This is a genomic window from Streptomyces sp. NBC_01334, from assembly GCF_035983595.1.
In the GTDB taxonomy this organism is placed as follows: Bacteria; Actinomycetota; Actinomycetes; order Streptomycetales; family Streptomycetaceae; genus Streptomyces; species Streptomyces coriariae.
Window position 1 is genome coordinate 156,897 of record NZ_CP130718.1, and the last position, 26,617, is coordinate 183,513.

Annotated in this window: 31 protein-coding genes and 5 pseudogenes; 18 read left to right on the top strand and 18 right to left on the bottom strand. The window is 66.7% G+C overall.

Annotation, left to right across the window (positions count from 1 at the left end; translation table 11 throughout):
• Positions 1–294: 294 nt before the first annotated feature.
• The 3 genes from OG736_RS00700 to OG736_RS00710 form a co-directional block, all read right to left on the bottom strand.
• Positions 295–1,047, bottom strand: a complete 753-nt coding sequence (locus OG736_RS00700) for an ASCH domain-containing protein (RefSeq protein ID WP_327180600.1) — start codon at positions 1,045–1,047, stop codon at positions 295–297.
• A gap of 151 nt (positions 1,048–1,198) precedes the next feature.
• Positions 1,199–1,354: a hypothetical protein gene (locus OG736_RS00705; RefSeq protein ID WP_327187880.1), complete on the bottom strand. Its 156-nt coding sequence runs from the start codon at positions 1,352–1,354 to the stop codon at positions 1,199–1,201.
• A gap of 154 nt (positions 1,355–1,508) precedes the next feature.
• A complete protein-coding gene (locus tag OG736_RS00710; RefSeq protein WP_327180601.1) occupies positions 1,509–1,715 on the bottom strand; it encodes a hypothetical protein in 207 nt (68 codons plus the stop codon).
• 90 nt (positions 1,716–1,805) lie between these two features.
• Here OG736_RS00710 and OG736_RS00715 point away from each other — a divergent pair.
• The 3 genes and pseudogenes from OG736_RS00715 to OG736_RS00725 form a co-directional block, all read left to right on the top strand.
• Positions 1,806–2,381, top strand: a pseudogene (locus OG736_RS00715) (IS256 family transposase); the annotation flags it as partial.
• Positions 2,382–2,429: 48 nt separating this feature from the next.
• On the top strand, positions 2,430–2,813 hold the full coding sequence (locus OG736_RS00720) for a VOC family protein (RefSeq protein WP_327180602.1): 384 nt from the start codon (positions 2,430–2,432) through the stop codon (positions 2,811–2,813).
• 458 nt (positions 2,814–3,271) lie between these two features.
• Positions 3,272–4,222: an RNA-binding protein gene (locus OG736_RS00725; RefSeq protein ID WP_327180603.1), complete on the top strand. Its 951-nt coding sequence runs from the start codon at positions 3,272–3,274 to the stop codon at positions 4,220–4,222.
• 246 nt (positions 4,223–4,468) lie between these two features.
• Here the strand turns inward: OG736_RS00725 and OG736_RS00730 are convergent, their stop codons facing one another.
• The gene (locus OG736_RS00730; protein WP_327187481.1) at positions 4,469–5,104 is read right to left on the bottom strand and encodes a hypothetical protein; all 636 of its coding nucleotides are present in this window, start codon (positions 5,102–5,104) and stop codon (positions 4,469–4,471) included.
• Positions 5,105–5,284: 180 nt separating this feature from the next.
• On the opposite strand from OG736_RS00730, the gene OG736_RS00735 reads away from it, so the two are divergent.
• On the top strand, positions 5,285–6,142 hold the full coding sequence (locus OG736_RS00735) for an ADP-ribosylglycohydrolase family protein (RefSeq protein ID WP_327180604.1): 858 nt from the start codon (positions 5,285–5,287) through the stop codon (positions 6,140–6,142).
• 48 nt (positions 6,143–6,190) lie between these two features.
• Here the strand turns inward: OG736_RS00735 and OG736_RS00740 are convergent, their stop codons facing one another.
• Positions 6,191–6,676: a hypothetical protein gene (locus OG736_RS00740; protein ID WP_327180605.1), complete on the bottom strand. Its 486-nt coding sequence runs from the start codon at positions 6,674–6,676 to the stop codon at positions 6,191–6,193.
• A gap of 92 nt (positions 6,677–6,768) precedes the next feature.
• Complete coding sequence (locus OG736_RS00745) at positions 6,769–7,230, bottom strand: hypothetical protein (RefSeq protein WP_327180606.1); 462 nt, start codon at positions 7,228–7,230, stop codon at positions 6,769–6,771.
• Between the two features lie 204 nt (positions 7,231–7,434).
• Here OG736_RS00745 and OG736_RS00750 point away from each other — a divergent pair, with 204 nt between their 5' ends.
• From OG736_RS00750 to OG736_RS00760, 3 genes are all read left to right on the top strand, one after another.
• Entirely contained in the window at positions 7,435–7,944 is a 510-nt protein-coding gene (locus OG736_RS00750) for a helix-turn-helix domain-containing protein (protein WP_327180607.1), read from the top strand.
• A gap of 215 nt (positions 7,945–8,159) precedes the next feature.
• On the top strand, positions 8,160–9,095 hold the full coding sequence (locus OG736_RS00755; protein ID WP_327180608.1) for a GNAT family N-acetyltransferase: 936 nt from the start codon (positions 8,160–8,162) through the stop codon (positions 9,093–9,095).
• Positions 9,096–9,241: 146 nt separating this feature from the next.
• A complete protein-coding gene (locus OG736_RS00760) occupies positions 9,242–9,469 on the top strand; it encodes a hypothetical protein (RefSeq protein WP_057603607.1) in 228 nt (75 codons plus the stop codon).
• Between the two features lie 126 nt (positions 9,470–9,595).
• Here OG736_RS00760 and OG736_RS00765 read toward each other — a convergent pair whose 3' ends face one another.
• The 3 genes from OG736_RS00765 to OG736_RS00775 all read right to left on the bottom strand — a co-directional run bounded on the left by OG736_RS00765 (position 9,596) and on the right by OG736_RS00775 (position 11,126).
• The gene (locus OG736_RS00765; RefSeq protein ID WP_327180609.1) at positions 9,596–9,811 is read right to left on the bottom strand and encodes a LexA family protein; all 216 of its coding nucleotides are present in this window, start codon (positions 9,809–9,811) and stop codon (positions 9,596–9,598) included.
• Positions 9,808–10,044 (bottom strand): DUF8825 domain-containing protein, encoded by a 237-nt coding sequence (locus tag OG736_RS00770; protein WP_327180610.1) that lies wholly within the window; start codon positions 10,042–10,044, stop codon positions 9,808–9,810. Before OG736_RS00770 ends, OG736_RS00765 begins: the two co-directional genes overlap by 4 nt.
• Before the next feature lie 215 nt (positions 10,045–10,259).
• Positions 10,260–11,126, bottom strand: coding sequence for an oxidoreductase (locus OG736_RS00775; RefSeq protein WP_327180611.1), 867 nt, complete (start codon positions 11,124–11,126; stop codon positions 10,260–10,262).
• 112 nt (positions 11,127–11,238) lie between these two features.
• Here OG736_RS00775 and OG736_RS00780 point away from each other — a divergent pair, with 112 nt between their 5' ends.
• The 6 genes from OG736_RS00780 to OG736_RS00805 all read left to right on the top strand — a co-directional run bounded on the left by OG736_RS00780 (position 11,239) and on the right by OG736_RS00805 (position 16,990).
• Positions 11,239–11,880, top strand: coding sequence for a TetR/AcrR family transcriptional regulator (locus OG736_RS00780; protein ID WP_327180612.1), 642 nt, complete (start codon positions 11,239–11,241; stop codon positions 11,878–11,880).
• A 981-nt stretch (positions 11,881–12,861) separates the two neighbouring features.
• Positions 12,862–13,020, top strand: coding sequence for a hypothetical protein (locus OG736_RS00785; RefSeq protein WP_327180613.1), 159 nt, complete (start codon positions 12,862–12,864; stop codon positions 13,018–13,020).
• Between the two features lie 54 nt (positions 13,021–13,074).
• A complete protein-coding gene (locus tag OG736_RS00790; protein ID WP_327180614.1) occupies positions 13,075–13,497 on the top strand; it encodes a helicase associated domain-containing protein in 423 nt (140 codons plus the stop codon).
• A gap of 68 nt (positions 13,498–13,565) precedes the next feature.
• Positions 13,566–13,841: a helicase associated domain-containing protein gene (locus OG736_RS00795; RefSeq protein ID WP_327180615.1), complete on the top strand. Its 276-nt coding sequence runs from the start codon at positions 13,566–13,568 to the stop codon at positions 13,839–13,841.
• Between the two features lie 1,708 nt (positions 13,842–15,549).
• The gene (locus OG736_RS00800; RefSeq protein WP_327187482.1) at positions 15,550–16,617 is read left to right on the top strand and encodes a TerD family protein; all 1,068 of its coding nucleotides are present in this window, start codon (positions 15,550–15,552) and stop codon (positions 16,615–16,617) included.
• A gap of 10 nt (positions 16,618–16,627) precedes the next feature.
• Positions 16,628–16,990 carry a hypothetical protein gene (locus OG736_RS00805; protein ID WP_327180616.1) on the top strand — a complete coding sequence of 121 codons (363 nt, stop codon included), beginning with the start codon at positions 16,628–16,630 and terminating at the stop codon, positions 16,988–16,990.
• A 44-nt stretch (positions 16,991–17,034) separates the two neighbouring features.
• Here OG736_RS00805 and OG736_RS47150 read toward each other — a convergent pair.
• Positions 17,035–17,205, bottom strand: a pseudogene (locus OG736_RS47150) (response regulator); the annotation flags it as partial.
• Between the two features lie 576 nt (positions 17,206–17,781).
• On the opposite strand from OG736_RS47150, the gene OG736_RS00810 reads away from it, so the two are divergent.
• Together OG736_RS00810 and OG736_RS47155 are read left to right on the top strand one after the other, a co-directional pair.
• Complete coding sequence (locus OG736_RS00810) at positions 17,782–18,909, top strand: serine hydrolase domain-containing protein (RefSeq protein ID WP_327180617.1); 1,128 nt, start codon at positions 17,782–17,784, stop codon at positions 18,907–18,909.
• A gap of 210 nt (positions 18,910–19,119) precedes the next feature.
• The gene (locus OG736_RS47155; RefSeq protein ID WP_442816987.1) at positions 19,120–19,422 is read left to right on the top strand and encodes a transposase; all 303 of its coding nucleotides are present in this window, start codon (positions 19,120–19,122) and stop codon (positions 19,420–19,422) included.
• Here the strand turns inward: OG736_RS47155 and OG736_RS47160 are convergent.
• A pseudogene (locus OG736_RS47160) lies at positions 19,331–19,519 on the bottom strand (hypothetical protein); the annotation flags it as partial. The gene OG736_RS47155 and the pseudogene OG736_RS47160 sit on opposite strands and share 92 nt — an antisense overlap.
• A gap of 308 nt (positions 19,520–19,827) precedes the next feature.
• Between OG736_RS47160 and OG736_RS00815 the strand changes: the two are divergent.
• On the top strand, positions 19,828–20,358 hold the full coding sequence (locus tag OG736_RS00815; protein WP_327180618.1) for a barstar family protein: 531 nt from the start codon (positions 19,828–19,830) through the stop codon (positions 20,356–20,358).
• 234 nt (positions 20,359–20,592) lie between these two features.
• Here the strand turns inward: OG736_RS00815 and OG736_RS00820 are convergent, their stop codons facing one another.
• The 5 genes from OG736_RS00820 to tpg form a co-directional block, all read right to left on the bottom strand.
• The gene (locus OG736_RS00820; protein WP_327180619.1) at positions 20,593–21,612 is read right to left on the bottom strand and encodes a DUF1963 domain-containing protein; all 1,020 of its coding nucleotides are present in this window, start codon (positions 21,610–21,612) and stop codon (positions 20,593–20,595) included.
• A gap of 147 nt (positions 21,613–21,759) precedes the next feature.
• Positions 21,760–22,107, bottom strand: a complete 348-nt coding sequence (locus OG736_RS00825) for a hypothetical protein (RefSeq protein WP_327180620.1) — start codon at positions 22,105–22,107, stop codon at positions 21,760–21,762.
• 200 nt (positions 22,108–22,307) lie between these two features.
• Positions 22,308–22,568: a hypothetical protein gene (locus OG736_RS00830; protein ID WP_327180621.1), complete on the bottom strand. Its 261-nt coding sequence runs from the start codon at positions 22,566–22,568 to the stop codon at positions 22,308–22,310.
• Positions 22,565–22,861 carry a DUF6247 family protein gene (locus OG736_RS00835; RefSeq protein ID WP_327180622.1) on the bottom strand — a complete coding sequence of 99 codons (297 nt, stop codon included), beginning with the start codon at positions 22,859–22,861 and terminating at the stop codon, positions 22,565–22,567. Before OG736_RS00835 ends, OG736_RS00830 begins: the two co-directional genes overlap by 4 nt.
• An 89-nt stretch (positions 22,862–22,950) precedes the next feature.
• Entirely contained in the window at positions 22,951–23,391 is a 441-nt protein-coding gene (gene tpg / locus OG736_RS00840; RefSeq protein ID WP_327180623.1) for a telomere-protecting terminal protein Tpg, read from the bottom strand.
• A 44-nt stretch (positions 23,392–23,435) separates the two neighbouring features.
• Between tpg and OG736_RS00845 the strand changes: the two are divergent.
• Positions 23,436–24,442: pseudogene (locus OG736_RS00845) on the top strand (transposase); the annotation flags it as partial.
• A gap of 70 nt (positions 24,443–24,512) precedes the next feature.
• Positions 24,513–25,022, top strand: coding sequence for a hypothetical protein (locus tag OG736_RS00850; RefSeq protein WP_327180624.1), 510 nt, complete (start codon positions 24,513–24,515; stop codon positions 25,020–25,022).
• Between the two features lie 149 nt (positions 25,023–25,171).
• Here OG736_RS00850 and OG736_RS00855 read toward each other — a convergent pair.
• Positions 25,172–26,011: pseudogene (locus OG736_RS00855) on the bottom strand (IS5 family transposase).
• Positions 26,012–26,388: 377 nt separating this feature from the next.
• Positions 26,389–26,610, bottom strand: coding sequence for a hypothetical protein (locus OG736_RS00860; protein WP_327180625.1), 222 nt, complete (start codon positions 26,608–26,610; stop codon positions 26,389–26,391).
• Between the last annotated feature and the right edge of the window lie 7 nt (positions 26,611–26,617).

Here is a 26,617-nt window from a genome sequence, read left to right on the forward strand (position 1 = left end):
GCGGTCCAAGAGGGGAACGCACAGATAGTCGGTGACGGGCGAACTCGCTCGTGCCGCAGGTCAGGACGCGGCCAACGGCGGCGTCGTAGACCGGGAAGTGAGAGGCGAGCAGGTCTCGTTGGGCATGACTGGGGCCACGGTGGCCACGCGCGGCACGCGTCCGCCCTCGACGATGTCGACCGCGCACAGGGGCGCGAGCGTGGGTGCGCAAGAGGTGGCAGGGAATCTGATGCCGGTCATCGATGCGTGGCATGAGCAAGGCCGATCGCCCCGCTCGCTCGATGGCGGATGCAGTCAACGCGTCAGACGGAAGTGAACGATGGTGGCGTCATCGGTTGACTTGATGTCGGGGTAGTGGAACCGCAGCCTGTCTTGCAGTTCGGCGAGATCACGAAACCCGTCGGCGATAGCGTCCGCCTCGGTCAACTCAGCAACGCTCTTGGAAGTGATCTGGGTGACCACACCGGACAGCACTACCTCGTCATCCAACTCGAACACCATGTTCACCGGGCCCGTCTCCACTGGGTCGCGGAACCGCACCGTGGTCGTCTTCCGCCCAGTGCGTACAGCCTCGAGATAGGTGCGATGGAAATGCAGGGCCTGCATCGCGGCCGAGCACAGCGCTCCGTCGGACGCTGCGGACTGCTCCCCCCAGACATATGCATGAGGCAGGAGATCGGTGATCGCGACACTGCGAATGCCACCAGCTGCCGGCACGAGGACGCGGATACCTGGGTGGTAGTCCAGCAGGACCTGCCGGTCCCGGCCACACGGCGCGAGCACGCCGCGCCCCGTGTCACCGACGGCAACAATCGCCGTTAGGTCACGTGCTCCCGCAGCACGCGCATGCCCGAGCGCCACCAACTCCGCGCAAGGTCCGCCAGTGAAGTGATAGAGGTTGATACCACCGAACATCCGGCCCTGTGCGTCTCGCACGGCTGCTCCGACGGTGTGCACCTCACCATCACCGTTGGTCTCAACGACGCGCTGGGCGAACTCGACCAGCTCCAGATCTTCTTCCGTCGGCAGATTCATCGTGCTGTCCATCCAACAGACACTACTCATACACGTCCCCAAGCAATGTAACTCGGTGAACGTTCGCGGTCAGAGCACCAGTCGGTGGTGCGGTCGGGCTCATGGTCGGGTGTGACCACCAGGCCGACGCCCTGTACACAGCACCCCGGCGATGGAGAACGGTTCAGGCACCACTCCACTGGTGCGCGCGGCCGCCGCGCCACTCGATCCACCGGTCGGCGTCGGCCCGCGTCTTGGCCGCGTAGGCGCGTACTGCGTCGGCGGCCGCGGGCTCCAGCTGCTGACGGGCGGCGCCGGCGTAGTTCGGCTGTTCGCTCACCAGGGCCTCCACTGGCATGCCAGGTCGTCTTGAACACCACGGTATCGCCGGGCGGGCTCGGCGGGGACTGCTCCAGCGGAAGTCGCCCTCGCAAGACGCTCGGTCGGGCAACGCCAGCTGATCGTCTGCACGAGCTGACGGCTTCTCCGTCGTATTACTTGGGGTCCGCGCTCTCCCAGGGGTAGACGAAGAGGCCAGGCCGGGCGCCCCATGCATGGAGCACAGTGATCAGTTCGGACTCGTCCGTGGCGTCAGCGGACCCGATGAGGACTGCTCCGATGTCGTAGTCGAAGCCGTCGATGCGATCGCGGTCGTACTCCCAGTGCCCAAGGCGGAAGCTGCGTTCAGCGTCGCTGCGCACCCATCCATCGCCCTGTGCTTGGACGTCGGGCTCGCTCCTGTTGGGGCGGACGTCCACAAATGCCCGGCGGCCCGGCCTCGACGCTGGGACTGCCGTCGGCGCGGCATGCGAGATCCCGAACTCGTCGTCGGTGACGGCGCGATGGGCCTCTGGCGGGCCCTCGCGGAGGTGTTTCCGCAGGCCAGGCATCAAAGATGTTGGGTTCACAACACCCGCAACGTGATCAACGCCCTGCCGAAGTCGGCCCAGCCCGGCGCGAAGAAGGCCCTCCAGGAGATCTACAACGCCGAGGACCGCGACCACGCGGAGAAGGCCGTCCGTGACTTCGAGGGCGTCTACGGCGCGAAGTGGCCGAAGGCGGCTAAGAAGATCATCGGCGAGGTTGACGAACTCCTCGCGTTCTACGACTTCCCTGCTGAGCACTGGGTGCATCTGCGCACGACAAATCCGATCGAGAGCACTTTCAGCACCGTGAAACTCCGGACCAAGGTCACCCGCGGGGCCGGCAGCGCGGTCGCGGCCCTGGCCATGGTGTTCAAGCTGGCCGAGGCCGCCCAGGCCCGCTGGCGCGCGATCACCGCACCCCACCTCGTCGCTCTTGTCCGCAACGGCGCCCGCTTCAAGAACGGTCACCTCGTCGAACGCCCTGAGGCCACCGCAGCCTGATCACCCTTCACGCACGACAAGCACGGGATCATGAGGCAGGCTGCCGGAATGAGATCTCGAACCAGTGGTATGTGGTGGGGAACTGCGATCGAGGCGCCGGACCCCAGCGGCCTGGCGAAGTTTTACGCCGAACTCCTCGGTTGGCACATCGGGCACGAGGAGCCGGGCACGGCCATCGTCGCCGCCTCCCCGCAAGGGCCATTCTTCGTGTTCCAGCAGGCGGACGCCTATCGGGCTCCGGTGTGGCCTCCGATCGAGGGCGAACAGCGCCCGATGATGCACTTCGACTTCCAGGTCGGCGATCTGGATTCGGCGGTCGCCGAGGCGGTGGTCCTGGGCGCCACGTTGGCGGAGATCCAGCCGCAGGAGAGCGTCCGGGTGCTCTTCGACCCGGCGGGACACCCCTTCTGCCTGTGCCTGGACGAGGGATGACCGGCTGGATCGCACGTCACTCGATCCACAACTCTTGACAATGACTCCCTGTACGGGTGTCTCAGACCCAAGGTGTCTCAGGCGGCGCACCTCCGTAGACGAGACGCGTTCGCCGCCGATGGTTCGGGGAGCCGAGGAAGGAGATAGGGTCGTGCGGCCGTTGTCTGGTCCCAACGATGTGTAGGCAGTCCCCGCTCCTCTGTAGGCGAGTGCGCCCGCGTTCCAGTTTTCTGTAGGCAGGTTTCGAGTCCGTCGGCCTTGTGTCGGTGGCTGAGGGCTCCTACGGTTGGGCCGTCAGTCGGCGGCATTCCGGAGGCCTGGAGTCCTGCCCCAGCTATGTGTAGGGAGTCCCACGCTTTTGTGGGTGAGTGGCCCGCGTTCCGGTGAGGTGTAGGCGGGATCTGCATCTGATGGCACGAATTATGCTGAGGCCCCGCCTCATCAGCTCAGGGAGCTTCGTGCCGCCGTCCTTCGCTCATCAGATAACCAAGTACAACCCCGCCGACCGTGACGAGCGCGGGCACTACACGGGTGCTGAGGACACGGTGAGCGACCACGGGCCGGTCGAGGCGGCCTACTTGCAAGCGATCGCCGCCTTCGCATGGGAAGCGGGCATCGACACACTGGAGATCCGTGAACCCGCGGTCACCGGCTTCGTCAACTTCGGCCTGGAAGAACCGATTGACGGCCATGGCCTCGCCGGCCTGTTCCCGCCGGACCTGACCGGCTACTACGACGGCGCCGAAGTTTCACTGTCTGTAGCGTTGGATCTGGTGCGGACGATGCTTCGCAACGAGGGTGCTTGGTGCCGGTTGGAGCGAGAGGACACGTTCACCATCCACGTCGGATGGGACCAGTACGTGTATGTCAGCAGCGACCGACCCTGCGACGCAGCGGTCGCCCAGACACGTGAACTCGGCCTGTTTGCACAACCGATCAGCGCCTCCCCCTACGCGGCTGATCTTGAGGAACCTGAAGTGACCGAGGCTGCCGACGAGGACTTCTGGGAACGAGTCCGCGTCGAACTCGCGTCGCAACAGACGCTGCTCCTGGAAGAGGCCTACGTCCGTAACGCGGCCCGTTGGCACCGCCTCACCGCGAGCAATCTCGACCCGGTACGCGCTGGGCTCGGTCCTCGCGCGCTCCTGACGATCTGGCCGGACCTCAACCCTGATGTTGACGAGGTCCTTGCTGCGCTGCCCGCGGACGCCTCCATGGACTTCGTCTGGGAGGCACCAAACGGAACGATCCGCCACGTCACCGTCGACGAAACCGATCACCAGCAGCTCGCCTCCCTGGTCGCGGGCGCGAAAGCAGCCTGCTCCTTGCCCCTGATTCTCGACGAGCGCCACCCGCTGTTCCATGCTGCCTTGCCGGATAGCGACGGCGTGCTGCGTGCCAGGTGGTGACTAGGCCACCGCTGGCGCCGTGAGCGACTCATCGTCCTGCCTACGGCCGAGTGGGACATTGGCCGCTCTCGTGTCCCGCTCAACTCTAGGCACCGCAGGTCAAGGTCCTCGCCCTGCCCACACTTATCGGGTGTCGGCGTACACGTCGAAGTACCCAGGTAGGTAACGGCAAAAGTACTCACTGCATCGCCCGCGACGCCTGTCCCTGGCCCTGCCTTCGTGGCTGAGGTGGCGGTTCCGGCTGTCCTACGACTCTGGTGGGACCGCCGGACCGGGCAGGTCGAGAACGCGAGCGAGAGCAGTTGTGACGGGAGCACAGTAGTCAGGCAAGTGCCCGGATGCCCAGTCGGCTGCCAGCGCGAGGAAGTCAGCCAAGTCGCGCTCGGCGCCAGCGAGTAGGTGGTGGAGCTCGGTGATGGGCAGTGTGATCACCGGACTGTCGCGCTGCTCTGCGTTGACAGTGAGTCTGACGATGCCGCCGAAGCGCTCCGCAAGCGGTGACACGGGATCGTGGCCGAATCCAAGCGGGTTGCCGTCGTCGGCGAACCGATGCCAGTCGCGCCAGCTCTCCAGCCCGTCACAGCAGCCAGGCAGGAAGGTGACGCTCGTGGAGGTGTCGATGACTCGCAGACCGCCCGGCGCGACGATGTCGTCCTCAAGCGTGAGCAGTCCGCGCAAGTAAGAGCCGAGAGCGTTGGCTGGCCGTGGTATGTGATCGTCATCCGAGTCGACCTCGTTGTAGTCGGCGATGCGCATCACGACCGCCCCTACTTCGGCGGGTGAGAGCTCACCGCTGAGGCGCAGGAAGCTGAACGGCTCGAAGTCAGCGACAGGCCAAAGATCGAAGCCGTCAGGTGCGTGCATCTCCAGGACGGGCTGCATCGTGATCACTCTGGGAAGTGTTCCGTACCCGCCGCCCGTATCGCCTCCCGATTACGCCGAGCTTCCTCGTCGCGGCCGACCGGGCTGAGCACCTTCGGCTTAACTGCCCTGCGCAAAAAGAGGTGTACGCCGACATCTGGGACAGGACAGCCGTCGGCGCGGCGCAGATAACCTGCGCGAATGGAGCGGATGCAGCGGGTCGCCGGCGCGGTCGTCGGCTCAGCGGTGGGTGACGCTCTGGGCGCCCCCTTCGAGTTCGGCCCCCAGGGAGCTTTCTCCGCGCGGTTTCCCGCGCCTGGTGCCGGCGGCGAGATGTGCGGAGGCGGTGGCTGGGACCCCGGCGAGGCCACTGACGACGCACAGATGGCCGTCCTGGTCGCGGAGTCGCTGCTGGAGCGGGGCGGACTGGATCTGCCGGACGTCTTCGCCCGCTTCCAGCAGTGGGCAGCATCGGAACCGAAGGACATCGGCTTGCAGACCGAAGACGTCCTGACCAACGGCATGCCCTGGGACCTCGCCGCCGCGATCCACTTCCAGGTCAACCGACGAGCAGCGGGAAACGGCTCCTTGATGCGGGCATCGACCTCCGCGGTCCACTTCGCGGCCGCCGGCCAAGAAGCCACCACGGACGCGGCCCGCCGCATCGCTGCCCTCACCCACGGGGACCGCGCGGCCTGGGAAGGCACCGCGATCTTCCACGAACTCATCCGCGTCACACTCGAGGACACCGACCCCCTCACCGCGCTCCCGGACATCCTGGCGCTCGTCCACCCCGACCACCGCGGCCGCTACGCCACCGTCCTCGCGCCCGACTGGCACCCCGATCAGGCGACCGAGTTCAACGGTGCCGTCTGGCCCTGCCTGGGCTCCGCCGTCTGGGCCCTGCGCACCACGACCGGCTTCGAAGACGCGATACGCGCGGCGATCGACCTCGGCGGTGACACGGACACCGTCGCCGCGGTGACCGGCAGCCTCGCGGGGGCGTACCACGGGCTGGACGCAAATCTACTCAACCTTGCACACCGCCTCGGAGGCTGAACCGGGTGCTGTTCCGCACTCTCCACGAACTCCTGCCCTCAGCCGCAGTCACTTGACCAGTGGCTCCGCAAGGAGGACGACTCGATCTGCTTCGACATCGAATCCGAGCACCGGATGACCATGGGCACCCTCCGGGTGCATCAGCACCGGCTTACCCAACCGCCGCCCGATCTCCCGCAAGAAGCCGCAGAACAGTTCAAGTCGCTCCTGCCCCTGCAACTCGCGCAGATCAACGTCGAAATCGATCTCCTCGTCTGAGTAGAAGCGGAAGATCGCCAGCACATCAGCTCTCAGCCAGACACGCAGGCTCGGGCACTCAGTATCCGCTGGTTGAGACAGTGCAGCCTCCGCCCGGGGCAGGGGAAGCACCCTCTCTCCTTCGGAGTATTGGCACTTCCAGCCCTTCTCCACGACGAGATCCAGTACCTCCTGCCAGTTATTCCTCGAGGCGTCAGGGACACTCACGTCCGGTAGCGATCCCATCAGGTCCGGATCGAAGAAGCACTTCACGTCATCCCACAGGAGATCAGCCACACCGTCATACTGCCCGGCACCCGGCCTCAAGCCAGCCCTATTTTCCCTGATCAAGGGCATAGAAGCCCTCGCAGGAAGTAGAGGCGCGGCAGTCATTCCGGTGGCAGCATTCGAGGCGTCACGGGGAGGGAGGCCACGGAGCCGCCGCGGTGGAGGGCTTCGCGCAGGGTGGCATTCTCCGCTTCGAGTTCGGCGTTACGCGGGCTCAGAGCCTGGATGTGGTTGGCGTAGGCGGCGATGGCTACGCGCGCCTCCCGTTGCTCGACCGCGTGTTGCGAACGCAGCGTCCGGTCGGCCTTCTTGAGGCGGGCGATGTCCGCCGTCAGGGTGTCCGTCTGCGGGCGGGGCGCGTCCGGTGTCCGGAGCAGTCCGGTGATGATCTTCGCCAGGGGTGAGCGGTAGTGGGTGGCGCGCGAGATGCCGGCTTCCGTGCACAGCGTGGAGACAGACAGAGCGCCGCTGGTGTGTTCGGGGCTGCCGGTCACGATCCGCTCGAAGGCGTGCACGACAGCCTGGTCGGTGCCCGGCCGCACGGGAATGCCGGCGTGTTCCACAGATCGCGATCACGGCACTGCCCCCGTATTCGCTGAGACTCGCCAGATGAGCGCGCCCTCGCCTCCTAGACGAGTGGGTCCGAATCCCGCCTGAGCCGCGGTGCGTGTGCGTCGTCACGATCGTTCAGTTTACGGAACGTTCTGTTTGTGGAACGCTAGTCGCGTCACGACAATGCATCACCGGCGCGGTAGGGGCGGAAAGCTATGGAACTGGCCCAGGAGGTGGGCGAGCGGCTGCGCCGTCTGCGCCAGGACGGCGGCCTGTCGCTGTCGGAACTGGCCCGCCGCTCCGGCGTCGGCAAGGGCACGCTCTCGGAACTGGAGACCGGCCAGCGCAATCCGACCCTGGAGACTCTATACGCGCTGACCACGGCCCTCGAGGCGCCGCTGAGCACGGTCGTCGGCCCCGCCCCGGTGCAGGGCGCGGCGGTGCACGCGGTGCTGACGGACCGCGTGCAGGACGTGGCTGCGGTGTCGGAGGTGTATCGCATCCGCATTCAGAGCGGCGCGGTGCAGCGCTCGGCCGCTCATGTGCCGGGCACGGAGGAGCACTTGCTGGTCTTCAGCGGCACGGCGCGGGTTGGTCCCGCCTCCGCCCCGTTCGAGGTGGGCCCGGGCGGCCACGCCCGGTGGGCGGCGGATGTACCGCACCAGTACGAGGCGGTGGGGAGGGATGTGGAGGGGCTGTTGGTGGTGCGCTACCCGGTGGAATGAGACGCCTACGCCGCACCGCCCTGCGCCAGGCCACGACCACCGCCGATCGGCCGTGGGATCCCCCGCTGCGGCAGGAGGCAGACAGTATTCAGCCGGTTGGCCCGGGTCTGATGGTCGCTCTGACAAGGGCAGGAACAGCCGGGCCTGCCGGTGCCACTGGGTGGGATTTCATGCAAAGCCAGCTACGTCATCGAGAGACGGGATGATCCCAGTACATGCCTGTACGTATAGCGCGCCCAGACGAACTACCTGCCCTCGTCCAGCACTCCGACCAGCCCGAGCGCAATGCCGGGACGGCCGCCTACCTCACCGACCTACTTGCCAAGAAGTGCACCCGGCCGGAGTGGTGCCTGGTCGCGGAGGACGAGGCCGGTCGGCTCACCGCGGCCACCGCGCTATGGACTTTCCCCGGGAACGACGTCCCGATGGCCCTGGTGCTCCTTGAGACACCGTGGGACGAACCCGGCCTGGCCACCGGCCAGGCGCTGCTGGCCGAGGCCGTCGCCCTGGCCGACTCGCTCGGCGCCACGGAGCTGGAGCACGTCACCGACTCGCCGACGCAGCCGCCGCAGTACCAGGCGGAGCCGGAACGGCGCGCCGAGCTTCTCCGTCTGGCGGGCTTCGAGCGGGCCCGTGACGGTCGCCGCTTCCGCCGCCGCTCCGGGGTAGAACTCACTTCGCATGATGACCGATTGACCTGGCGTTCCCTGCCCAGTCTGGGACGTGAGCCGTTCATCGCTCTCCTCGCCGAGGCGCTGCCGACCAGCGCCGACGCCCAACTCGCCGCCAAGGTCGCCCGGCATGGCGCTCGGCGTGCCGCGGAGAGCCTCTTCGCGGACATGGAGGAGTTCTTGTACGAGCCCTCGTGGTGGGAACTCGGCTACGCTCCGGACGGCAGGCCGGCTGCACTCAGCCTCCCCGCCCGAAACCCCTCGACCGCGGTGATCGGCCTGGTGGCTGTGTCTCCCGCCTGCCGCGGCAACGGCTACGCGACGGCGGTGGTGGCCCGTGGCACGCGGCTGCTGGTCGAAGCGGGCGCCGAGGAGATCCGCGGCGACTGCGACGCGGCCAACACCGCCATGATCTTGGCTTTCGAACGGGCAGGCTACGAGAACTTCGCCGACCGCCAGGAGTTCACCCGCCGGTTGTGAGCGCGGGCCGCTCCCGCGCCATAACGAATGCTGAGCGGCCCCTCCCCACCTCGGTTGGTGAGGCTAGTGCGGTAACCGCGTAGGTTCGCCGGGCCGGTGTCGTGGCGGTTGGATGTGCCGCGACATTGGTTTCGAAAGGAGCGGCCATGCCGCACACGACACAACAGCCCGCATCCGAGCCGGTTGGCAAGCCTGACTATCTGACCGATAGGCAGTGGGCTGGCCTCACCCTCCGCGTCCTCATGGGCGTTGTTGAGGGCTGCGAGAGGGCCGAGCTCAAGGGCGCGTGGGCCTCGGATTTGGGGGTCGCTGCGGTGAAGGGGTTGCGAGCGCGACTGGACGAGTTGGTGGAGGAGGGCGCGTCGGATGGATGAGCTGGTGCGGTGGCTGGAAGTCAGCTCGAACGGACAGGCTCGGCCACCCCGCCTCCAGCCGTTGAACCGGACGTCGCCCCGTAACCGCCACAAGCACCAACCCGGTGAACCTCCGCGGTCAGAGCACTAGCCGGTCAGGCGGCAGATCTGCCAGCCACGGCCGTCACGGACCAGCGCCCCGCGCTCCTCCAGGTGATAGGCCACCGACGCCGGGCTGCGCAGCCCGATCTCCCGCGCCAGCTGCCGCACGAACAGTGCCTCACCGCGGTCCTGGATGGAATGGCGGATCGCGCGCAGGATCTCCTCCTCCCGCGCCGTCAGATGCTGCGGCCGCCGGCTCACCGCTGCCGCTCCAGCGCACGGCCCCGGCACCGCAACTCCTCCCGGCCGGCCCGTCCCTGCGTCCAGTACGGGTGCCACCACAGACGTACGGACAGCCGGAGCAGACAGCGACGCAGCGCCGTGACATTGCGGGCCCGGGGAGCGGTAGGTGGCGTTCCAGGCCTGCTGTGCCCGCACCAGATCAGCATCAGCGCCTTCCGCTGCTCGGGCGCGTTCGGGGTCGTGGCCTTCATCGATGGTCCCCAGTGCTGCGGCAGCCGACACCCGAACCTCACAGGGCAGACCGTCGTATGCGGCAAGCCGGTGGGCGACGGTATGGCGGCCCTGTTGTTTTTCCTCATGCACTCCGTCAGAGACGAGAGGAGGACGGCGGCCTCGTGCAGCGCGATGCCCAACAGGACCGCGTCCGCAGTCCCTTCTGCGTGTCGGGTGCGGGCGGAGGGGCGGGTTACTTGCCGATGGCGTCGAGCGCGGCGACCGCGTCGACGGGCAGGACCAGGCCGGCGGCGGCGATGTTGTCCTGCAGGTGCGCCAACGAGGAGGTACCCGGGATGAGGACCATGGAGGGCGAGCGCTGCATCAGCCACGCCAGGGCGACCTGCTGCACGGAGGCCCCCAGGCGCTCGGCGACGGTGGCGAGTTCCTGTGACTGCAGAGGGCTGAAGCCGCCGAGGGGGAAGAACGCAGCGTAGGCGATGTTCTCGGCGGCGCAGCGGTCCACCAGGGCGTCGTCGGCGCGGTTGGCCAGGTTGTAGAGATTCTGCACGGTGACGACGGGGGCGATGGCCTGTGCCTCGGTGAGTTGCATGTCGGACACGCCGCTCAGGCCGAGGTGGCGGATCAGTCCCTGTTCGCGCAGTTCGGCCAGGGCGCCGAACTGCTCGGCGAGCGGATCGGTGGAGCCGGCTTCGAGTGCGGCGGTGCGCAGGTTGACCACGTCCAGGGTTTCCAGGCCGAGGTGGCGGAGGTTGTCGTGGACCTGTGCCTTGAGGTCGGCGGGGGCGAGGGAGGGGATCCAGGCGCCCTTGTCGTCGCGGCGGGCTCCGACCTTGGTGACGATGTGCAGGTCGTCCGGGTAGGGGTGCAGGGCTTCCTTGATGAGTTCGTTGACGACGGCGGGGCCGTAGAAGTCGCTGGTGTCGATGTGGGTGAGGCCTGCGTCGACGGCCGCGCGCAGTACGGCGATGGCCTGGTCCTTGTCCTTCGGCGGGCCGAAGACGCCGGGGCCTGCCAGTTGCATCGCGCCGTATCCCATGCGGGTGATGGTGAGGTTCTCTGCTGGGGCGAGGGTCTGGAGGGTGGCGGGGATGGTCACGGGTTTGTCCTTCCGGAGTGCCGTCCAGCCGTATGTATCTAACTGGATAGATACAAGGTAGTCCCGGCGACGAAGTAAGTCAAAAGTTAGTTACATCGCCTAGAATGGCCGCATGGACACGAACGAAGCCGTTTCGCGCTCCCCCAGGCCGAGGAACTCCGCCGCGACCAAGGAACTACTGCTGACAGCGGCCACCGCAGAGTTCGCGGAGTTCGGTCTGGCCGGCGCCCGGATCGACCGGATCGCGGAGCGAGCCGGCGCCAACAAGCGCCTGCTCTACGTCTACTTCGGAGACAAGGACCAGCTGTTCGAGGCCGCCCTGCATCAGCAGATCGGCAAGCTGGCCCAGGAAACGCCGTTGGTAGACGGCGACCTGGTCGCCTACGCCGCGGCACGGTTCGACTTCATGCTCGCCCACCCCGAGACCGCACGCCTGGCGGCCTGGCTCCGCTTCGAGCGCCACGGCCACTCCACCCAGACCGAGATCGACAGCTACCGCAGCAAGGTCGACGCCATCGCCGCCGCCCAGCGCGAGGGCCGCGTCAACGACAGCATTCCCGCCGTCGACCTGTTCGCGATGGTGTTGCGCCTCACCGAAAGCTGGCTGGACGCGCCCCCGGCCCTGGCCGCCGTCACTGGAACCGACCCCCGCTCCGCCCACCGGCTCGCCGAGCACCGTGCCGCCCTCCTGGAAGCAACACGCCGCATCACCGCTCCCCGCACCGGTGATCGACCAGACGACGCGGACGCGTGACGAAGGGCGGGCGGTCGCAGCAGCGGAGATCCATCTCGCCATAGCCCCAGCCGCGGCCGTCGCGCACCAGGACGCCGCGCTCCTCAAGGCTCTTCCAGTCGTAGACAACGCAGATAGGCCTGTTCAGCCCGACCTCCCGCGCCAGCTCCCGCACCGACAGCGCCTCACCCCGGCCCGGATCGAATGCCGGATACGGGCGAGGATCTCCTCCTCCCGTCCCGTCAGATACTCCGGACGCCGGTTCACCGCCAGCGCCCCAGCGCACCACCCCGACTCCGCAGTTCCACGCGCGCCGCCGAGGCCGCCGCCACAGGCGCGGCACTGGGCTCCTCTGAGCTATTGACCAGGCGCTCCGTGCAGTAACGCGCCTGTCGGCTGCTCCGCCCCCAGCCACAGCCCCCCGCCGACCCTGGCGGGGGGCATCTTTTTGTCCGGCTACCCCGATGCTCATCCCGTACAGCGGCTGATACGACGACGAGGAGCCGGAGCACGAGCCCGTCGACGTCTCCTTCGGGAGCGGCCGGGACCGCGCCTCTGATCTGGGAGGCGACAAGCAGGTACTCGAGGAACGCGGCCAGGACGAACCGCGGGTGTGCCGGCCGATCCCCGGGCCGGGTCGGGTCACCGACTCGCTTCAAGAGGCCAGACAAGCGACTCGCTAGACCCGGAGTAGAGCGTCACACCCGCCCCAATAACCAAAGTGAGGCCGCTTCAAGAGCTCCAGCTATCGAATGCGGGCCGCAGCTCTAATCGACTGTCCCTCAACACCCCCTCGCCGCCTCGCCAGGGGGCTTTTTCGTGGCTGGTCCTGTCCAGAGCCAGGCGAGGCCCGCGAAGAGGTGGAGGCCCCTTGCGGCGCTAACCCGCCGATCCCCCACCGTCAGCCCCGCCCCGCCCTGTCCGGGACGGGAGGCCCTTTTTCCGGCGACAACGACTTCTACGGCACCCCGTACAGACACCAACCACCCATAGGAGGACCCAATGTCCAACGACCCGCAGCGTGACCGCCACACCGTCGCTCTCGCCCTCATGGGCACGACGCTCGCCGGATTCATCGCCGTGGCGTACCCCGTCCTGATCCCGGCCATGGGCGTCGCGCTCGCCGCCTTCATGGCCGTGGCGCTCTTCCTGAAGCTGTGAAGGTCACAGAGCTCGTACAGCCCCTGTTGCGCTCACCGCGTTCGTGCGCTGCGGGTGATCGATCCGGAGGGCGCGTACTGGCGGCGCGGCATCGAGGCGGCGGCCCGGTGGCGGCGCGAGACCGGCAGCGCGGAGCTGCGGGTGCCGTACACGTACGTGACGCCGGAGGACTGGCCCGCGGTTGGCGGGCATCCCCCTGCGAGTCTTCATCGCCGGTACTACGTGGCCGGGACGCTGGAAGCCTCCCGCGTGAGCGAGATGGACAACCTCGGCATGGTGTGGTCGGTCCAGGCGTCGGCGTGGGACGCCGGCCTCGCCGTAGCCCGCTCGTACGCCGACGAGCACGGTCACCTCCTGCCCGCTGCCTCCGTGGTCTGGGACGACTTCCCCCTCGGAGTGTGGGCCAAGAACCAACGGGCAGCGGCCCGAAAGGCGGCGGAGAACGCCGAACGGCGCGAGGCAGGACGGTTGGAGTAGAACCCGCAGCCGAGGACGAGCCAGCGGCAGGCGCGCCCCGCTCGCAAGACGCACGGTGGGCCGCGAGCATGGCCGCCGTCCGCCAGTTCCACGCCCGCGAAGGCCACCTCCGGCCAGCACGCAAACACATCGAAGCCGTCGACGGCGAGCCGTTCAAACTCGGAGCGTTCCTCGAGAACACCCGCCGCCGAGCCGCAAACTCAGCCCCGAACGACGCACACAACTCGCCGGCCTCGGACTCGACTGGGGGGCGCGGAAGCGTAGCCCAGGCAGCGGTCCGACGCCGAGAGACCGGAGAGTTCAGACGATCTATCGCTCTGCCTTGCTCTCGGTGTCAGCCGTAGCCCGTCGCTTCTTCCCGCTCCGAACGGCGGCGGTTGTGGCAGCTGCCACAGCCGCCGTGATGAGCTGGGCAGGAAGTTCCGTGAGCAATCCGTGGAAAGCGAGATCAACGGCGCGCTGAAGGGCGATCATTGGCTGGGCTCCTGAGTGGCTAAGGCCAAATGGCCAGGAAGTTTGTTTGACGCCTTCACGCTCCTGGGGCGGACGGGGCTTGGTCTACTTGTTCGGGCCCCGGTCTGGACAAGCCCGGACAAGGACAGGTTGTTCGCTGAACAGGGGAACCGTGTGGCCAGTGGGGGGAGACGGACTCGTCCGTGGGGGCGCTTAAGGGGACCGTCCGATGAGGCCAACGCTGTCGCTCGGCTGTTGCGACAATGGCTGGATCGAGCGGACATGCGCATGGACGACGTTTTGGAGCGACTGACGCCTGACCACTTCGCTGACGGACGCGTTCCTAGTCGATCGACAATGTCTGATCGTTTGGCGGGTATCGGGTTGCAGCGAGATTTTGTCGAGGCCGTGGCCGATGTCTGCTCGCGAAGCGTTACTGACAGGGATCGGCTGCTCGAGCAGGCAGAGGCTGCCAGACAGGGCGTGGTCAGGGCAGCAAGCAGCGTAGGGGCTACGAGTCCCGCTGTTGAAGCGGAAATTATGATCATGCAGCAGAGGTCGATTGCCGTTTCCGACAAGCTGGTGCGCGCGATGGAGCGTGCGGCACAGCTGGAACGCGAGCGCAACGACGCCAACCAGATGGTGCTGGTGCTGCTGGCCATGGTGGACAAGCTTCACCGCGACATCGACGTGCTGGCCCGGGAACGGGATCGTCCGCATACTTTCCGGCCCAAGCACAGCGAATCAGAGCTGGTGCATGAGCGTCTGGCCCGGAGTGAGGAGCAGCGAGTCACGGCGGAGACGGAACTGAAGCGCGCTCGTGCAGAGCGTCAGAAAGCTGATCAACTAGCCGAAGAGGCAGCCGAGCAAGTACGTCTGCTAACGGAGGAACTCGAGCGCCTCCGCGGTGAGGTTCCTATCTCAGACGCGGACGGCTCTGCCCAGTTGCCGGCTGCCATGACATCCGACTTGCAGGACGCCATGAACGACGCAGCCGACGATATTGACCTAGCGCTCGTCAAAGCCGCCCGTCACCTCGACGACAGCGCCGACCGTCTCGACCAGCTGGCCAGCGAACTTCACCTGGACAACCAGTTGGACAACCCCCCTGCCTCGGACGATACGCCGGACTACCTCTCGGACAACTTTCTGAGGTATCTCACTGACGACGTCGCGCTGACACCGGAGCAGGTCGTGGCCGCCGTGCAGTCGCTGCCGGACGACGGCAGAGACCAGACCGACGTGGACGACCTTCTGCTTCGGGCTAGTGAAGGGTTGGCCACTGCGGAGTCAATTCAGACGGCAGCCCTCTTAGAGGCGGGCGGATTGGCCGGTCCTGCAACCCAAATTATCCTATATGCGGTAATACGCATGCCGGCTAACGACATGCCCACGTTGGTCGGCGGACTGCGTGACCTCGACCGTGGTGCTGATCTCTACCAAAGTCTGAAACTGCTGGCGCGGTCCTGGCCAGCGGCGACAATCGTCGACGCTGTGGGGTTTCTGCGCGATGCGGAGCTGCACTCCGCCGCGTACCAGTTCCTCAGCGCTGTAGGGCGAGACTGTCCCCCGGCGCAAGTGCAGAAGATTCTGTCAGCGATGGGCAAGCGGGATGTTCGATGGATCCTGGATGCAGCCTGCCGCGACCGCTCCCTCGACGAGCTGCCGCCGCTGGCAGAAGCACTCCGGCCCATTCGGCGTCCCGACGCCGAAACCATCGAGCGCGCACATCGCCAACGCAAAAGATCCGAAACTGACTCAGACGCTGCCCTTGATCCACACCCACGACCAGCACGTCTGCTGGACGGTGAAGGTGAAGATGGGCCCGCTGAAGGCCAGAACGTGAGCCTTGTGCGCCCTTACGGGATCGCCGGCGGAGACGCGGCACAGCCTCGCTACGCCCTTCCGCTCAGCACTATCGTCCGTACAACAGCCAACGACTCACAACTCAGAAAACTCCTGCCTGAGCAGCAACGCATCTGCTACCTCTGCCGCGAGCCGCACGACATCAACCAAGTCGCCGAGCGACTCTCCCATCCCATTGGGGTCGCCAGGATGCTGGTAGCAGATCTCGTAGAAGATGGGTTTCTGGCCGTTCAGCCCAATGGAGCGAGCGCACGGCTCAGCCGTGGCGACAGCATCGCCCTGCCTGCAAAGGTATCCGAGGGCACGCTCGTCATTGGCCTGGGTTGGGAAGCCCCCGGCGGCAACGGTCTCGGATTCGACCTCGATGCGTCAGCGATTGGAGCGAAGAACGGCAAAGTCTACTCAGACCTACACTTTGTCTTCTTCAACAATCTGCGGACACCCGAAGGCTCGATCAGCCATACCGGCGAAGATGCAGGAGTAGAGGGCGACCAAGAGACGATCCTCGTTCATTTCGCCGAAATGCCGGCCGACATCGACAAGATTGTCTTCGCTCTCTCCATCTATGAGGGTAAAGGACGAAACCAAAATATCGGTCAGGTTCGCAATGCATACATCCGCATCGCCTCTTACGGATGGGAGATCGCTCGCTACGAATTCTCCGAAGAGACGGCCACCGAGACGGCCATGGTTTTCGGAGAGCTCTATCGCTACCAAGGAGAGTGGAAATTCCGCGCCGTGGGTCAAGGCTACGCGTCAGGCTTGCCAGGTATCGCAATCGACTTCGGCGTCAACGTCTGACCATCAAGGAATGCACGGCGGCAGCGGAACGGAAGCGGGAGGACACGCACGACGAACTGTTTCTCAGGGCTTCTTGCTGCTGGTGCTGTTGTGCCAGGGCGTTGTCGTACTCGTCCTGGTCAACCGCTCGGGCCGCCTCGACTGCGCGAAGTTGGACCTGCAGTTGCTGAACACGGAACTGCCGCTCGTGCAGCATGTCGGCGGCCATCTGTTCGCGAGCCTGGGATTGTCTGGCGTCCTCGTCGGCCTGCTCCAGGAGTATGTGGAGTTGCTGGGCCTTGCCCTTGGCTGCTCCGGAGGACGTGACGGCTTTGCGGTGCAGGCGGGCAGGTGGGTCGCCGCCTCCTGTGTCACTGTCTCCGCGCGTCCCTGAGCTGCGTGCGACAACAGGCCCTCGATGAAGGACCACGGCGGGGTATGCAATCCGTTGAGGTAGCGGGAGACGGTCGACACGTCACAGTGGCAGCGCAGTGCGTAGCGGCGCATCGAGAGTTCTAACGAGCCGAACAGCATCCGCAGCTCCTCCGCGAGCTCACGGGCCTCGTCCGGTAGATCGTCAGGAAGCCGTTGCCATCCGATACCGCCCATGCCGCCCCCTCAAATGCCCCGCGGCACGTCCTTGAGGCCGCACCCCTGTCAGGCAATTCCAGTACGCCGGGGATCCTCACGCAGCGCTTTAGGCAAAATCACCCCACCCCGCCACTGCTTCCAACAAGGTTCGCGCCCTAACGACCTCGTGCACGGTTGGCTGTGGTCGGGCGCGCATGAGTGTTGCTGAAGCTCTTCGGGAGCCAGCGGGATGGCCCGGAGAGTGCTCTGGGGCTATCTACCGGCTTTTCGAAGCTGGGGCGCGGAGGCGGCTGCCGACGCGCAACACACCTCCAACCGCCCCGATCCCCCGACCGCGCACCCACCCACCCGTCCCTTCCACCGGCTGGCGGGGGGGTAACCCCACCTTCAAGCAGGTGGTTGGCGGTATCCCGGTCCGGACCTTGATCGAAAATACTGGGTCCAGATCAGGTCGTCCCCCACCAGTGACGGGATTTTTTCTTGTACGAGCACGGATACGCAGCCAACGGGTCACGTACGTCCACGAGGGGTGGCCGCAGCCGGGGGGAGCACAGGCTGCGGGTCGCTGTCGTCGGGGCGGTCGCCACGGTCGTGATGAGCGCCGGTCTCACCCTGCCGGCGTCGGCTGTCGGCAGGGCGGACGCTTCCGCGACACGAGGCGGGCACGCGGCCACCCGGGCGGCCCTGGACTCGGTCGTCCAGGACGGGGCGCCCGGGGGCATCGTGCTCGTCGAGCAGGGGCGCGACATCTGGGCGGGAGTTGCGGGCACTGCGGATCTGGCAACCGGCCGCAAGCCGCAGGCCGATGACCGCTTCCGGGTCGGTTCGATCACCAAGACGTTCGTGGCCACGTCGATGCTCCAGTTGGAGGAGGAGGGGAAGCTGAGCCTGGACGACACGGTGGACCATTGGCTGCCGGGCCTGGTGCAGGGCAACGGGCACGACGGCGGCGAGATCACGCTACGGCAGATCCTCAACCACACCAGCGGCATCTACAGCTACACCGATGACGAGGAATTCAAGCGCAAGGAGTTCGGCACCGACTTCTTCAAGTACCGCTACGCCACCTGGACGCCCTCCCAGATCGTCCGACTCGCCATGGCACACCGGCCGGCCTTTGCCCCCGGCGACGACTGGAGCTATTCCGACACCAACTACGTCATCGCCTCCATGGTGATCCAGAAGGCTACCGGCCACTCCTACGCCTACGAGATCGAGCAGCGCATCCTGCGCCCCCTGCACCTGGATTCCACCAGTCTGCCGGGCACCCGCGCCCGCGTCCCCGGACCCAGCGGACGCGCCTACTCGAAGCTGACCGGGGAGCTTGCCGGGCCGGGAGAGCCGAACAGCGCGATCTACGACGTCACCGAACTCAACCCCTCATTCGCGGGCGCCGCAGGAGAGATGATCTCCAGCAATCAAGACCTCAACCGGTTCTACCGGGCCCTGTTCTCCGGTCGGCTCCTGGAGGAGCCTCAACTGAAGGAGATGATGACGACCGTCTCGATCAAGAACATGCCCACCTTCTCCTACGGCCTGGGACTGATGAGGATGACGTTGTCGTGCGGTACCGAGATATGGGGGCACAACGGCGGCATTCAGGGCTCCATCTCGCAGACCATGGCGACGGCAGACGGAGATCACGTGCTGTCGCTGAACTTCAACGGCGACTGGAACATCCACGAACAGCGTCTCGTCGACGCCGAATTCTGCGGTGTCTGAACTTGACTCGGGGATCTTGAAGGCGTCGAGGTCAGATGCCAAGGCGTCGCCAGGAGGTGGGCCGAGGGATCTCGTGCTGGTCGATGTCCCTCTGAAAGGCAGTCGGATGACGGTGCGGGGCTCCCCAGTAGCCGATCTTGAGGTGCGCGCGTCGGACGGGATGCCCAGCTGGGCTTCGGTGCAGGCCGGATGACCTTGTTACGTAGAGTCATGGCATTGCCTGATCCTCAGTTCAGCACTCCGCGTGTGCTGGGCGTGGACGACTTCACGATCCGTCGTGGCCAGACCTACTCCACGGTCTTGACCAGCGTCGAAGACCATCGCGTGGTCGATGTGCTCGCGACCCGTGAAGCCGAGCCGCTGGCCGGCTGGCTGATCCGCCACCCCGGCGTGGAGATCATCTGCCGGGACCGGCGGGCGCCTACCCCGAGGGTGCCCGGCGCGGTTGCAGGTCGCCGACCGGTTCCACCTGTGGCAGGGCCTCGGCCAAGCCGTGGACAGCTCGTCCGTTGAGCTGCCTTTTGATCTTCTTTACGCGGTTGACGGCGCCCTCGATGCTGCCGGAGCTCCAGTGGAGAGTGAGTCCGGCTGTCACGTGATCCTGCTGCAGTACCCCCGCAACACAAGGACGGCACCCAAGCTCAACCCTCCCGCTATCCGTCCGCCTTGAAGATGGTCATCGGCAACCTCCTGACCAGGGCGGACGGTGCTCGTCGAGCACGATCTACCCTCCTTTAATCGCTCGGGCTCCGAGCAAATGCCGTGCAAGGATCTCACCCATGATGACCAAGCCCACTCTGGCGGAACACCGCTCCCCGTGGGTCGTGTTCACCTCCCCGGCCGACCCATGGCTGGCGTCGGAAACGGCCGCGCTCGTGCAGCGAAACGGTCTGGTCCTGCGGCTGGACGGCCGGGAAAATGCGGGATCTGACGTCCGTCTTCCGCACCTTCGCCCGGGAGCTGTCGCTCCTCGGCTACTTCGGCCACAACTGGGACGCACTCGTCGACTGCCTCCACGACTGGCACGGTCCCGGCCACGGGAACCAGGACCTCGCGATTCTGATCGAGCACGCGGATGACCTGCTGAAGACGGACTTCCTCGGGCTGTTTGTATCGGTTCTCGCCCAGGCAGCCTGGAACTCCAACCTGCGCCTGGACGGCGACGGCGAGCTTGATGAATGGCGGCAGCGCATAGCCCAGCACTTCGTCTTCCTCCTGGACCACACCGCACCCGTTGCCTTCACGGAGAAGGTGGCCGGGGCATGGACGTGGCGGTGGCGCTCGCGGACGGCCGGCCCGCTCTCATTCGCAGACAAAGAGATCCTCAGCGGCATGACCATCAAGGCCATCAAACTGCTCCGAGACCACCTCGGCTGCTCGATCCACGAGGCCCTGGGCATCCTCCAGTCCCGCTCTGAGCACCTGCACGGCGAACATTCGCACGGCTGAATGACGGGCCGCGCCAGCCAAGCAACTGGATTCGCTGAGTAGACGCCTCGATTGGACGAGATAGGACACCATCGTCCTCGAACACCGCGATGACTCTCCGCGACGACTCCCCAAGATCTGTGCCAGAACCGAGTTATGAAGTCAGTTGTTCACGGGTGCGGGAGGCACCTGCGCGGTGTCCTGTTCGATGTTCACGGCAGGTGACAGCACCCGGTCCGAGAAGTTCTGTCCGGCCTATTGGAGGCTCCATCGGTGCGGGTGTCCGGGCTCGGTGGGGCAGGCGAAGATGTTCAGCAGGCCGTCTCGGCCGATCGTGAGCTGCGTGGGGCACCGGTCCCGTAGGCGCTCGGCGAGGGCCCATTCCTCTTGGGGCATCCAGCTGCCGTTGGCGCCGCTCCACTCCCAGCTGTCGAGGGTCAACAGCAGGATCATCGGTGCGGCGCAGGCTTCGCAGTTCATCGGGTGGGGGTCGGTCGTGTGCCAGGAGGGGAATCCACCCACGCGGCAGCCCTGGGGAATCGACAGGTCATGGTGGTAGGTGACCGGCTCGTCGTCCAGGCCGCGTCGTTCCGCTCTGCGCTCCTCCGCGTCCTCCCAGGAGTCGATCTTTCGCCACAGCCTGGCCGGCAGTGAGTCGGCGTACGGGTAGGTGACGACCTGTTCCGGGTGCAGCACGCATGGCTCGGCGACCGCGCCCTTGAAGCCGACCAGCGCCGGCTGCGGCGGAGTGTCCAGCGGCACGGCGACCTGGTCGGAGTGGCGCCAGCGCACGTGCGGGGCCAAGCCGTAGCGGCTGGGACCATGGGCCTCGAACGGACACCAGAAGACCTGGAGCAGGTCACATGTGTCCGGGCCGGGCGGGAGATCTGGCACGTCCCGCCGGTACAGCTGGACCAGGCCGATCAGCGGCATCGGATCGGTGTCGGCGATCTCCCGCTCGCGGTGCCTGCGACCGAGCTCCTCGAGAAGGACCCGTTCCTCGTCGGTGGGCCGGCCACGGGCCCAGACATCCGCGAGCACCTGGCGCTCACGCCGAATGTCCGCGATGCGGTACCCGCTACTGCGCTTGTGCGGCTCGGTGCAGACCGGCCACGGTTCGTCGGCCGGCCACAGCAAAGGGCCGCCGACCGAGCTGACCGACGCGTCCGGACGTCCCGGCCGCGGGTGCAACCGGGTCGTCGTACCGCGCAACGCGCCCAGCTTCGGGAAGAGCGCCTCGACGTTCACCGGGCGGGGCGGCGTAGTTCGACTCATGGATGGAGACGTTAAGGCACCCCACCGGTCACGCTTACAGGTGCCCGTGTTGTCCGAACCCGTGAGTATTTCGATTCGGGAGAGTCGGCCAGGTGCCTCCCGATCCGGTGAATAAATGCTGTCCGATCTCGCGAGCAGAGCCAGCCTCTACTGGTAGGCCTGGTTCAGCGCCCAGATCGCCCAGCAGATCACGGCCAGCGACAGCACAACCGCCGTCGTGCCGAGTGCGACTCCCGCCCGCGCCCGGGAGGGAGTCGCCTCCTCCTGGCACCGCGCCCTGTGCAGCGCGACAAGGCCGCAGACGACCGCACCGATCCCCGCGGGCACGATGAAGTACACGGGAAAGAAGCGGACCCCGTTCGGGACCCAGGCAGGCAGAAACGGGCACATCAACATGGCGACGGCGGCAGTGCCCAGCACAAACGATGTCGTGCCCCTGTGCTTACGTGCCGTCAGCTGTTCGCTCGACCCGACTGTCTGCTCAACGGAACTCATGCTCCGGATGCTAGGCAGCGGGCACCGTGCTCCGCTTGGGCGCGAGTACCTAGATCGTTCTGAGTAGTCCGCAGTCGACGATGCTCGGTCAGCATCTGGCGCACCGACATGCGGAGGGCGGGGTTGAGGCTCTGTTCCATGTGGCCGACCGCCCGCAGCATCGCCGGCGTCGGCGTCGGTCGGGGCGTGATCGCGGGCGGCTACCCGATCCAGACGACATCCAGGACGGACAGGCGCCGGGTGAGGCGGTTGATCACGTAGACGACGGACAGCTGTCCGATGGAGGCGGCGCGGACGTCCTCGCCTTCGGGGTCCCCGGCGTTCCACTGGGGCCAGCCCCACGGGGAACGCACGGCGATGTCCAGGATGTCGCGGACCATCTCCTTGGCGGGCGCGGGAAGCTCGGTGAGCACCTTTGCGGCCTGCGGGGACAGGCGCACCGTCCACGGCTGACCGTTCACCGGCGGGTGCCGAGGACGTCGTCCAGGTCCACGAAGCCGGACTCGTCGCGGCCGGAGTCCATGTAGGCGTCGACGGCCGGGGCCGCGGCGACCCGCAGCTGCCAGGTCCGCACGACGTCGTGCAGCGGGGTGAGGCTGTAGCTGTGGCGGGAGTCCTCCAGGGCCTTGGCCCAGTCCCGCTCGAAGGCCGGCACCCAGGTGTCGGCGCGGCGGTCGGCGCGCAGCTGTACGAGCAGCTGGGCGGCGGCGTCCGGGGCCGGCGGGGCGGGGGCTTGTTCGGGCTGCGCGCTCATCGGCACCTCCTGGCAGGTCCTCCCGCCACGGTACGCGCGACGCGAAGCCGCGGAAGCGGGGATGGGCAGATCGCTTTCCGTCGGCGTCATCAGTAGTCCAGGTCGAGGTAGTCGATGTCGTTGATCTCGACGTCGCTGAGGCCCTGTGCGCGCGTGCCGCCGTCCTGGAAGTAGATGTCCTTGAAGCCTTCGGCGATGATCGCGCGCATCTCCTGGTCGCCGGCTCCCTGGTCGCGGGCGTCGAAGAGGCGCTGTGCGTAGGGCGGGGGGAGGTGGACGGTGAGGCGGCGGAAGCGGCCGTCGTCGGTCGTGCCGACGGGTGCGGTGTAGCCGAAGCGGGCCTGTGTCTCCACTGTGACGCCGGTGGCGGTGGCTGCCTGCCGGCGGCGGCGCTTGCGGACCCGGGGCTGCCAGCGTTGCCGCACCGCCTCGTCGACCTTCGACGTAATGTCCGGGGGCGGGTGCTTGCGGGCGCCGCGCCGGTAGCGGTTGAGGCCACAGGGGAACGGACCGAAGCCGCGCGGGAGCATCTCGCCAGCTCGGAAACGGGTCTCGAACCTGAGCGCAGCGGATTCCGTTTCCAGCGCAGAGGCTCCGCCCCGATAGTCGGGGCGGAGCCTCTTTGGCCGTCAGCGAGCTGGTCGACCGGCTCGTCGCCGCCGGCCAGTGGAAGCCGAGCGACCCCGAAGTCCTGGTCGTGCTGGACGCCGGATACGACGCACCCCGCATCGCCCACCTGCTGACCGATCTGCCCGTCGAGATCCTCGGCAGACTCCGCTCCGACCGAGTCATGCGCCGGCCGACACCGCCGCGGGTCTACGACCCCAAGGGCGGCCGACCACCCAAGCACGGAGGCGAGTTCGTCTTCGGTGACCCCTCCACGTGGGGTATTGAGCAGGCCGTGACGGCCACCGACACCCGCCTTTACGGCAAGGCGACCGCGCAGGCATGGGACGCCTGCACCCGCGGCTCACCCGCCGGGCGGCCTGGATCGACTATGACGGTCCGCTACCCATCATCGAAGGCACCGTCATCCGCCTCACCGTGCAGAAGCTACCCAGCGGCGGGGTGAACAAGCCGGTCTGGCTGTGGTGGTCGGGCGCCGCCGCCACCAAGGCCGATGTCGACCGCTGCTGGCAGTCCTTCCTCCGCCGCTTCGACCTTGAGCACACTTTCCGCCTGTTCAAGCAGACACTTGGGTGGACCAAGCCCCGTCTCCGCAGCTCGGAGGCTGCCGACCGGTGGACGTGGCTGGTGATTGCCGCCTATGCCCAGCTCCGGCTCGCGCGGCCGCTGGCCACCGAACTCCGGCGGCCCTGGGAGAAACCGGCTCCGCCGAACAGGCTCACGCCCGCCCGGGTCCGCAGAGGGTTCAGGAACCTGTGCAGGAAGACCGGCTCCCCGGCGAGTGCACCGAAACTGTCTCGTCCGGGGCCTGGCCGGCCGCCGGGTTCGAAGAACCGCCGCCCAGCCACCCGTCATGACGTGGGCAGAGTCCTGGCCACCGGCGAGGCATACAGCCGCCCCGCCCACCACAAGAAGGGCACCAAACCCCGGCGCACCGAGGAGCGGCAAACTTGACGGCCTGGGCCATGTGCAGCGGGCACGAGGCCGAAGAATTTCACGGGGTACGTCGGTGGATCTCAGCTCAGTGATCATCGCTGTCGCAGGCGTCGCAGGAACCCTGGGAGGGTCGCTACTCACCCAGCGCGGCTCCGAACGAGCCAAGCGCCTGGAGATAGAGCTCGTTCGAGACCATGAGGAGGTCCGCGAGGCCCGTTCGCTGCGACGCACCTGCTATGTGGAACTCAACCGGGATGCTCGGCAGTTCACCACCGCACTCAACCGCCACCTGCACGTCATGAGGGAACGCGGCGTGGCGGAGGGCGACAGCGACGCACTCGAGGAAGCGAAGAACGCGCACCGCGATCGATACTCCGAAGCACAGATGATCGCCCCCGAACAGGTACTCAGGCGAGCGAGTGTCGTCAACCAAGCCCTGAACAAGGTCTACGGCCAGGTCAAGCGCCTCGAACGCGGTGCCCCCGAACCAGGCGAAACGATGGAGACCGCGGCCCAGGCGCAGTACGAGGTCTGGGAGATGCTCCGAACTATGAGAACCGCTATGCGCTACGACCTCGGTGTGTCGCATGAAGATTGAGAGCTAGCGCAGCTGATGGCGCTCAGCTCCGTGCGAGTTCTCTTGTCTGCCTCGACCAGCCACAACTGATCGAGGCAGAGGTTAAAACGCAAGCTAAGAGGGTGTTTCCTCCTAATGTTTAGTCCCTTTATGTCACGATTTGGTGGGTTCTAGGTGCCCCGCCATGTAGGGGTGGATTCGTGAGTGAGGCGACGAGTCATGAGGTTGATCATCGCGACGTAGATCATGGCTTCGGAGCGGTGGAGTTTGGCTTCGTAGGCGCGGGCGAGGCGGCGGTGATTCATCAGCCAACCGAGCGTGCGCTCGACGGTCCAACGGCGAGGCAGGACGGCAAATCCCCTGGTGGAGGGGGCGCGTCGGACGATGTGCATGTCGATGCCGAGGGTTGCGGCGTGCTCAACGAGGTGCCGGCGGTAGCCGCCGTCGACCCAGGTCTTGCGGACGGCGGGGTGCTTGGCGGCGACCTTCTCGATAGGGGCCTGGCCGGCGATCGAGTCCTGCACGCCGGCCGCGGTGACCAGAACCTCGAGGAGCAGGCCGACCGTGTCGATCACGATGCTCCGCTTGCGGCCCACGATCTTCTTGCCGGCGTCGATGCCCTGGCCGGCCGCGGGGACGTTGGTAGAGGTCTTGATGCTCTGGGAGTCAATGACGCACGCACTCGGTTCCTCCTCCCGGCCTTCCTTCCAGCGCACTTGACGCCTCAGCAGGCTGTTGAGCTGGTCGAATACGCCTTCCACCTGCCATCGGGCGAAGTAGGCGTAGACGGTGTTCCAGTGCGGGTAGTCGTGCGAGAGGTAGCGCCAGGGGATCCCGGTGCGGTTCACGTAGAGGACTGCGTCCAGGAGACTGCGCAGGTCATGGTTGGGCGGTCAGCCGATGTCCAGCCCGCGGCCGCGGCGTTCGGCCCGCCATGCGGTCAGGACTGGCTCGACCAACTCCCAGCGGGCATCGGACAGATCACTCGGATAGCGACGACGCTCAGCCATGATTCTGGAGTACAGGCCAGCTGCCGGCCTGGCCCAGGAGCGTGCACCAGGCGCGCGAGGCGAACGGTGTACGACGGCGCATCCCGGGATGAAACAGGAGGAGTGCGGGCGAGACCACGGGGTCATCACCCCTCAGGACCCGCCAGCACCTCCAGGATCACTGGCCTCATCACAGCCAGACCACATACCAGTTAAGAACGCACTAAAAGTGATGTAAACGCCCTCTAACTGATTGTTTCAGAATGAGCCGCTGGCTGACCGCCCACCGTCGTCCTCTGCCGTCGTAGCCGCGAGCGTCGCTTTGGCGCGCTTCTCAAGAGGCGGGCCTGTGCCCCTGTCGACCGCTACCGAGTTCCGGTGCACACGAGGGACGCACCCTAGTGTCGGCCAGTACCCCGCCTTCGGCGTTCCCGCAGACTCACCGCCCAGGCGGCCAGGACCAGGACGAGGCTCGAACCCGCGACGATCCGGTCCGCCGGGGTGCCGAACATCTGCTCCGACGCGGAGACAATCCCCGCCACTCCGGCGGCGAGAAGCAGCATCGGCAGCCAGCGCCACCAGGCTGGCAGCACGTCCATACGCCAGACAGACCAGCTCATCCAGGCA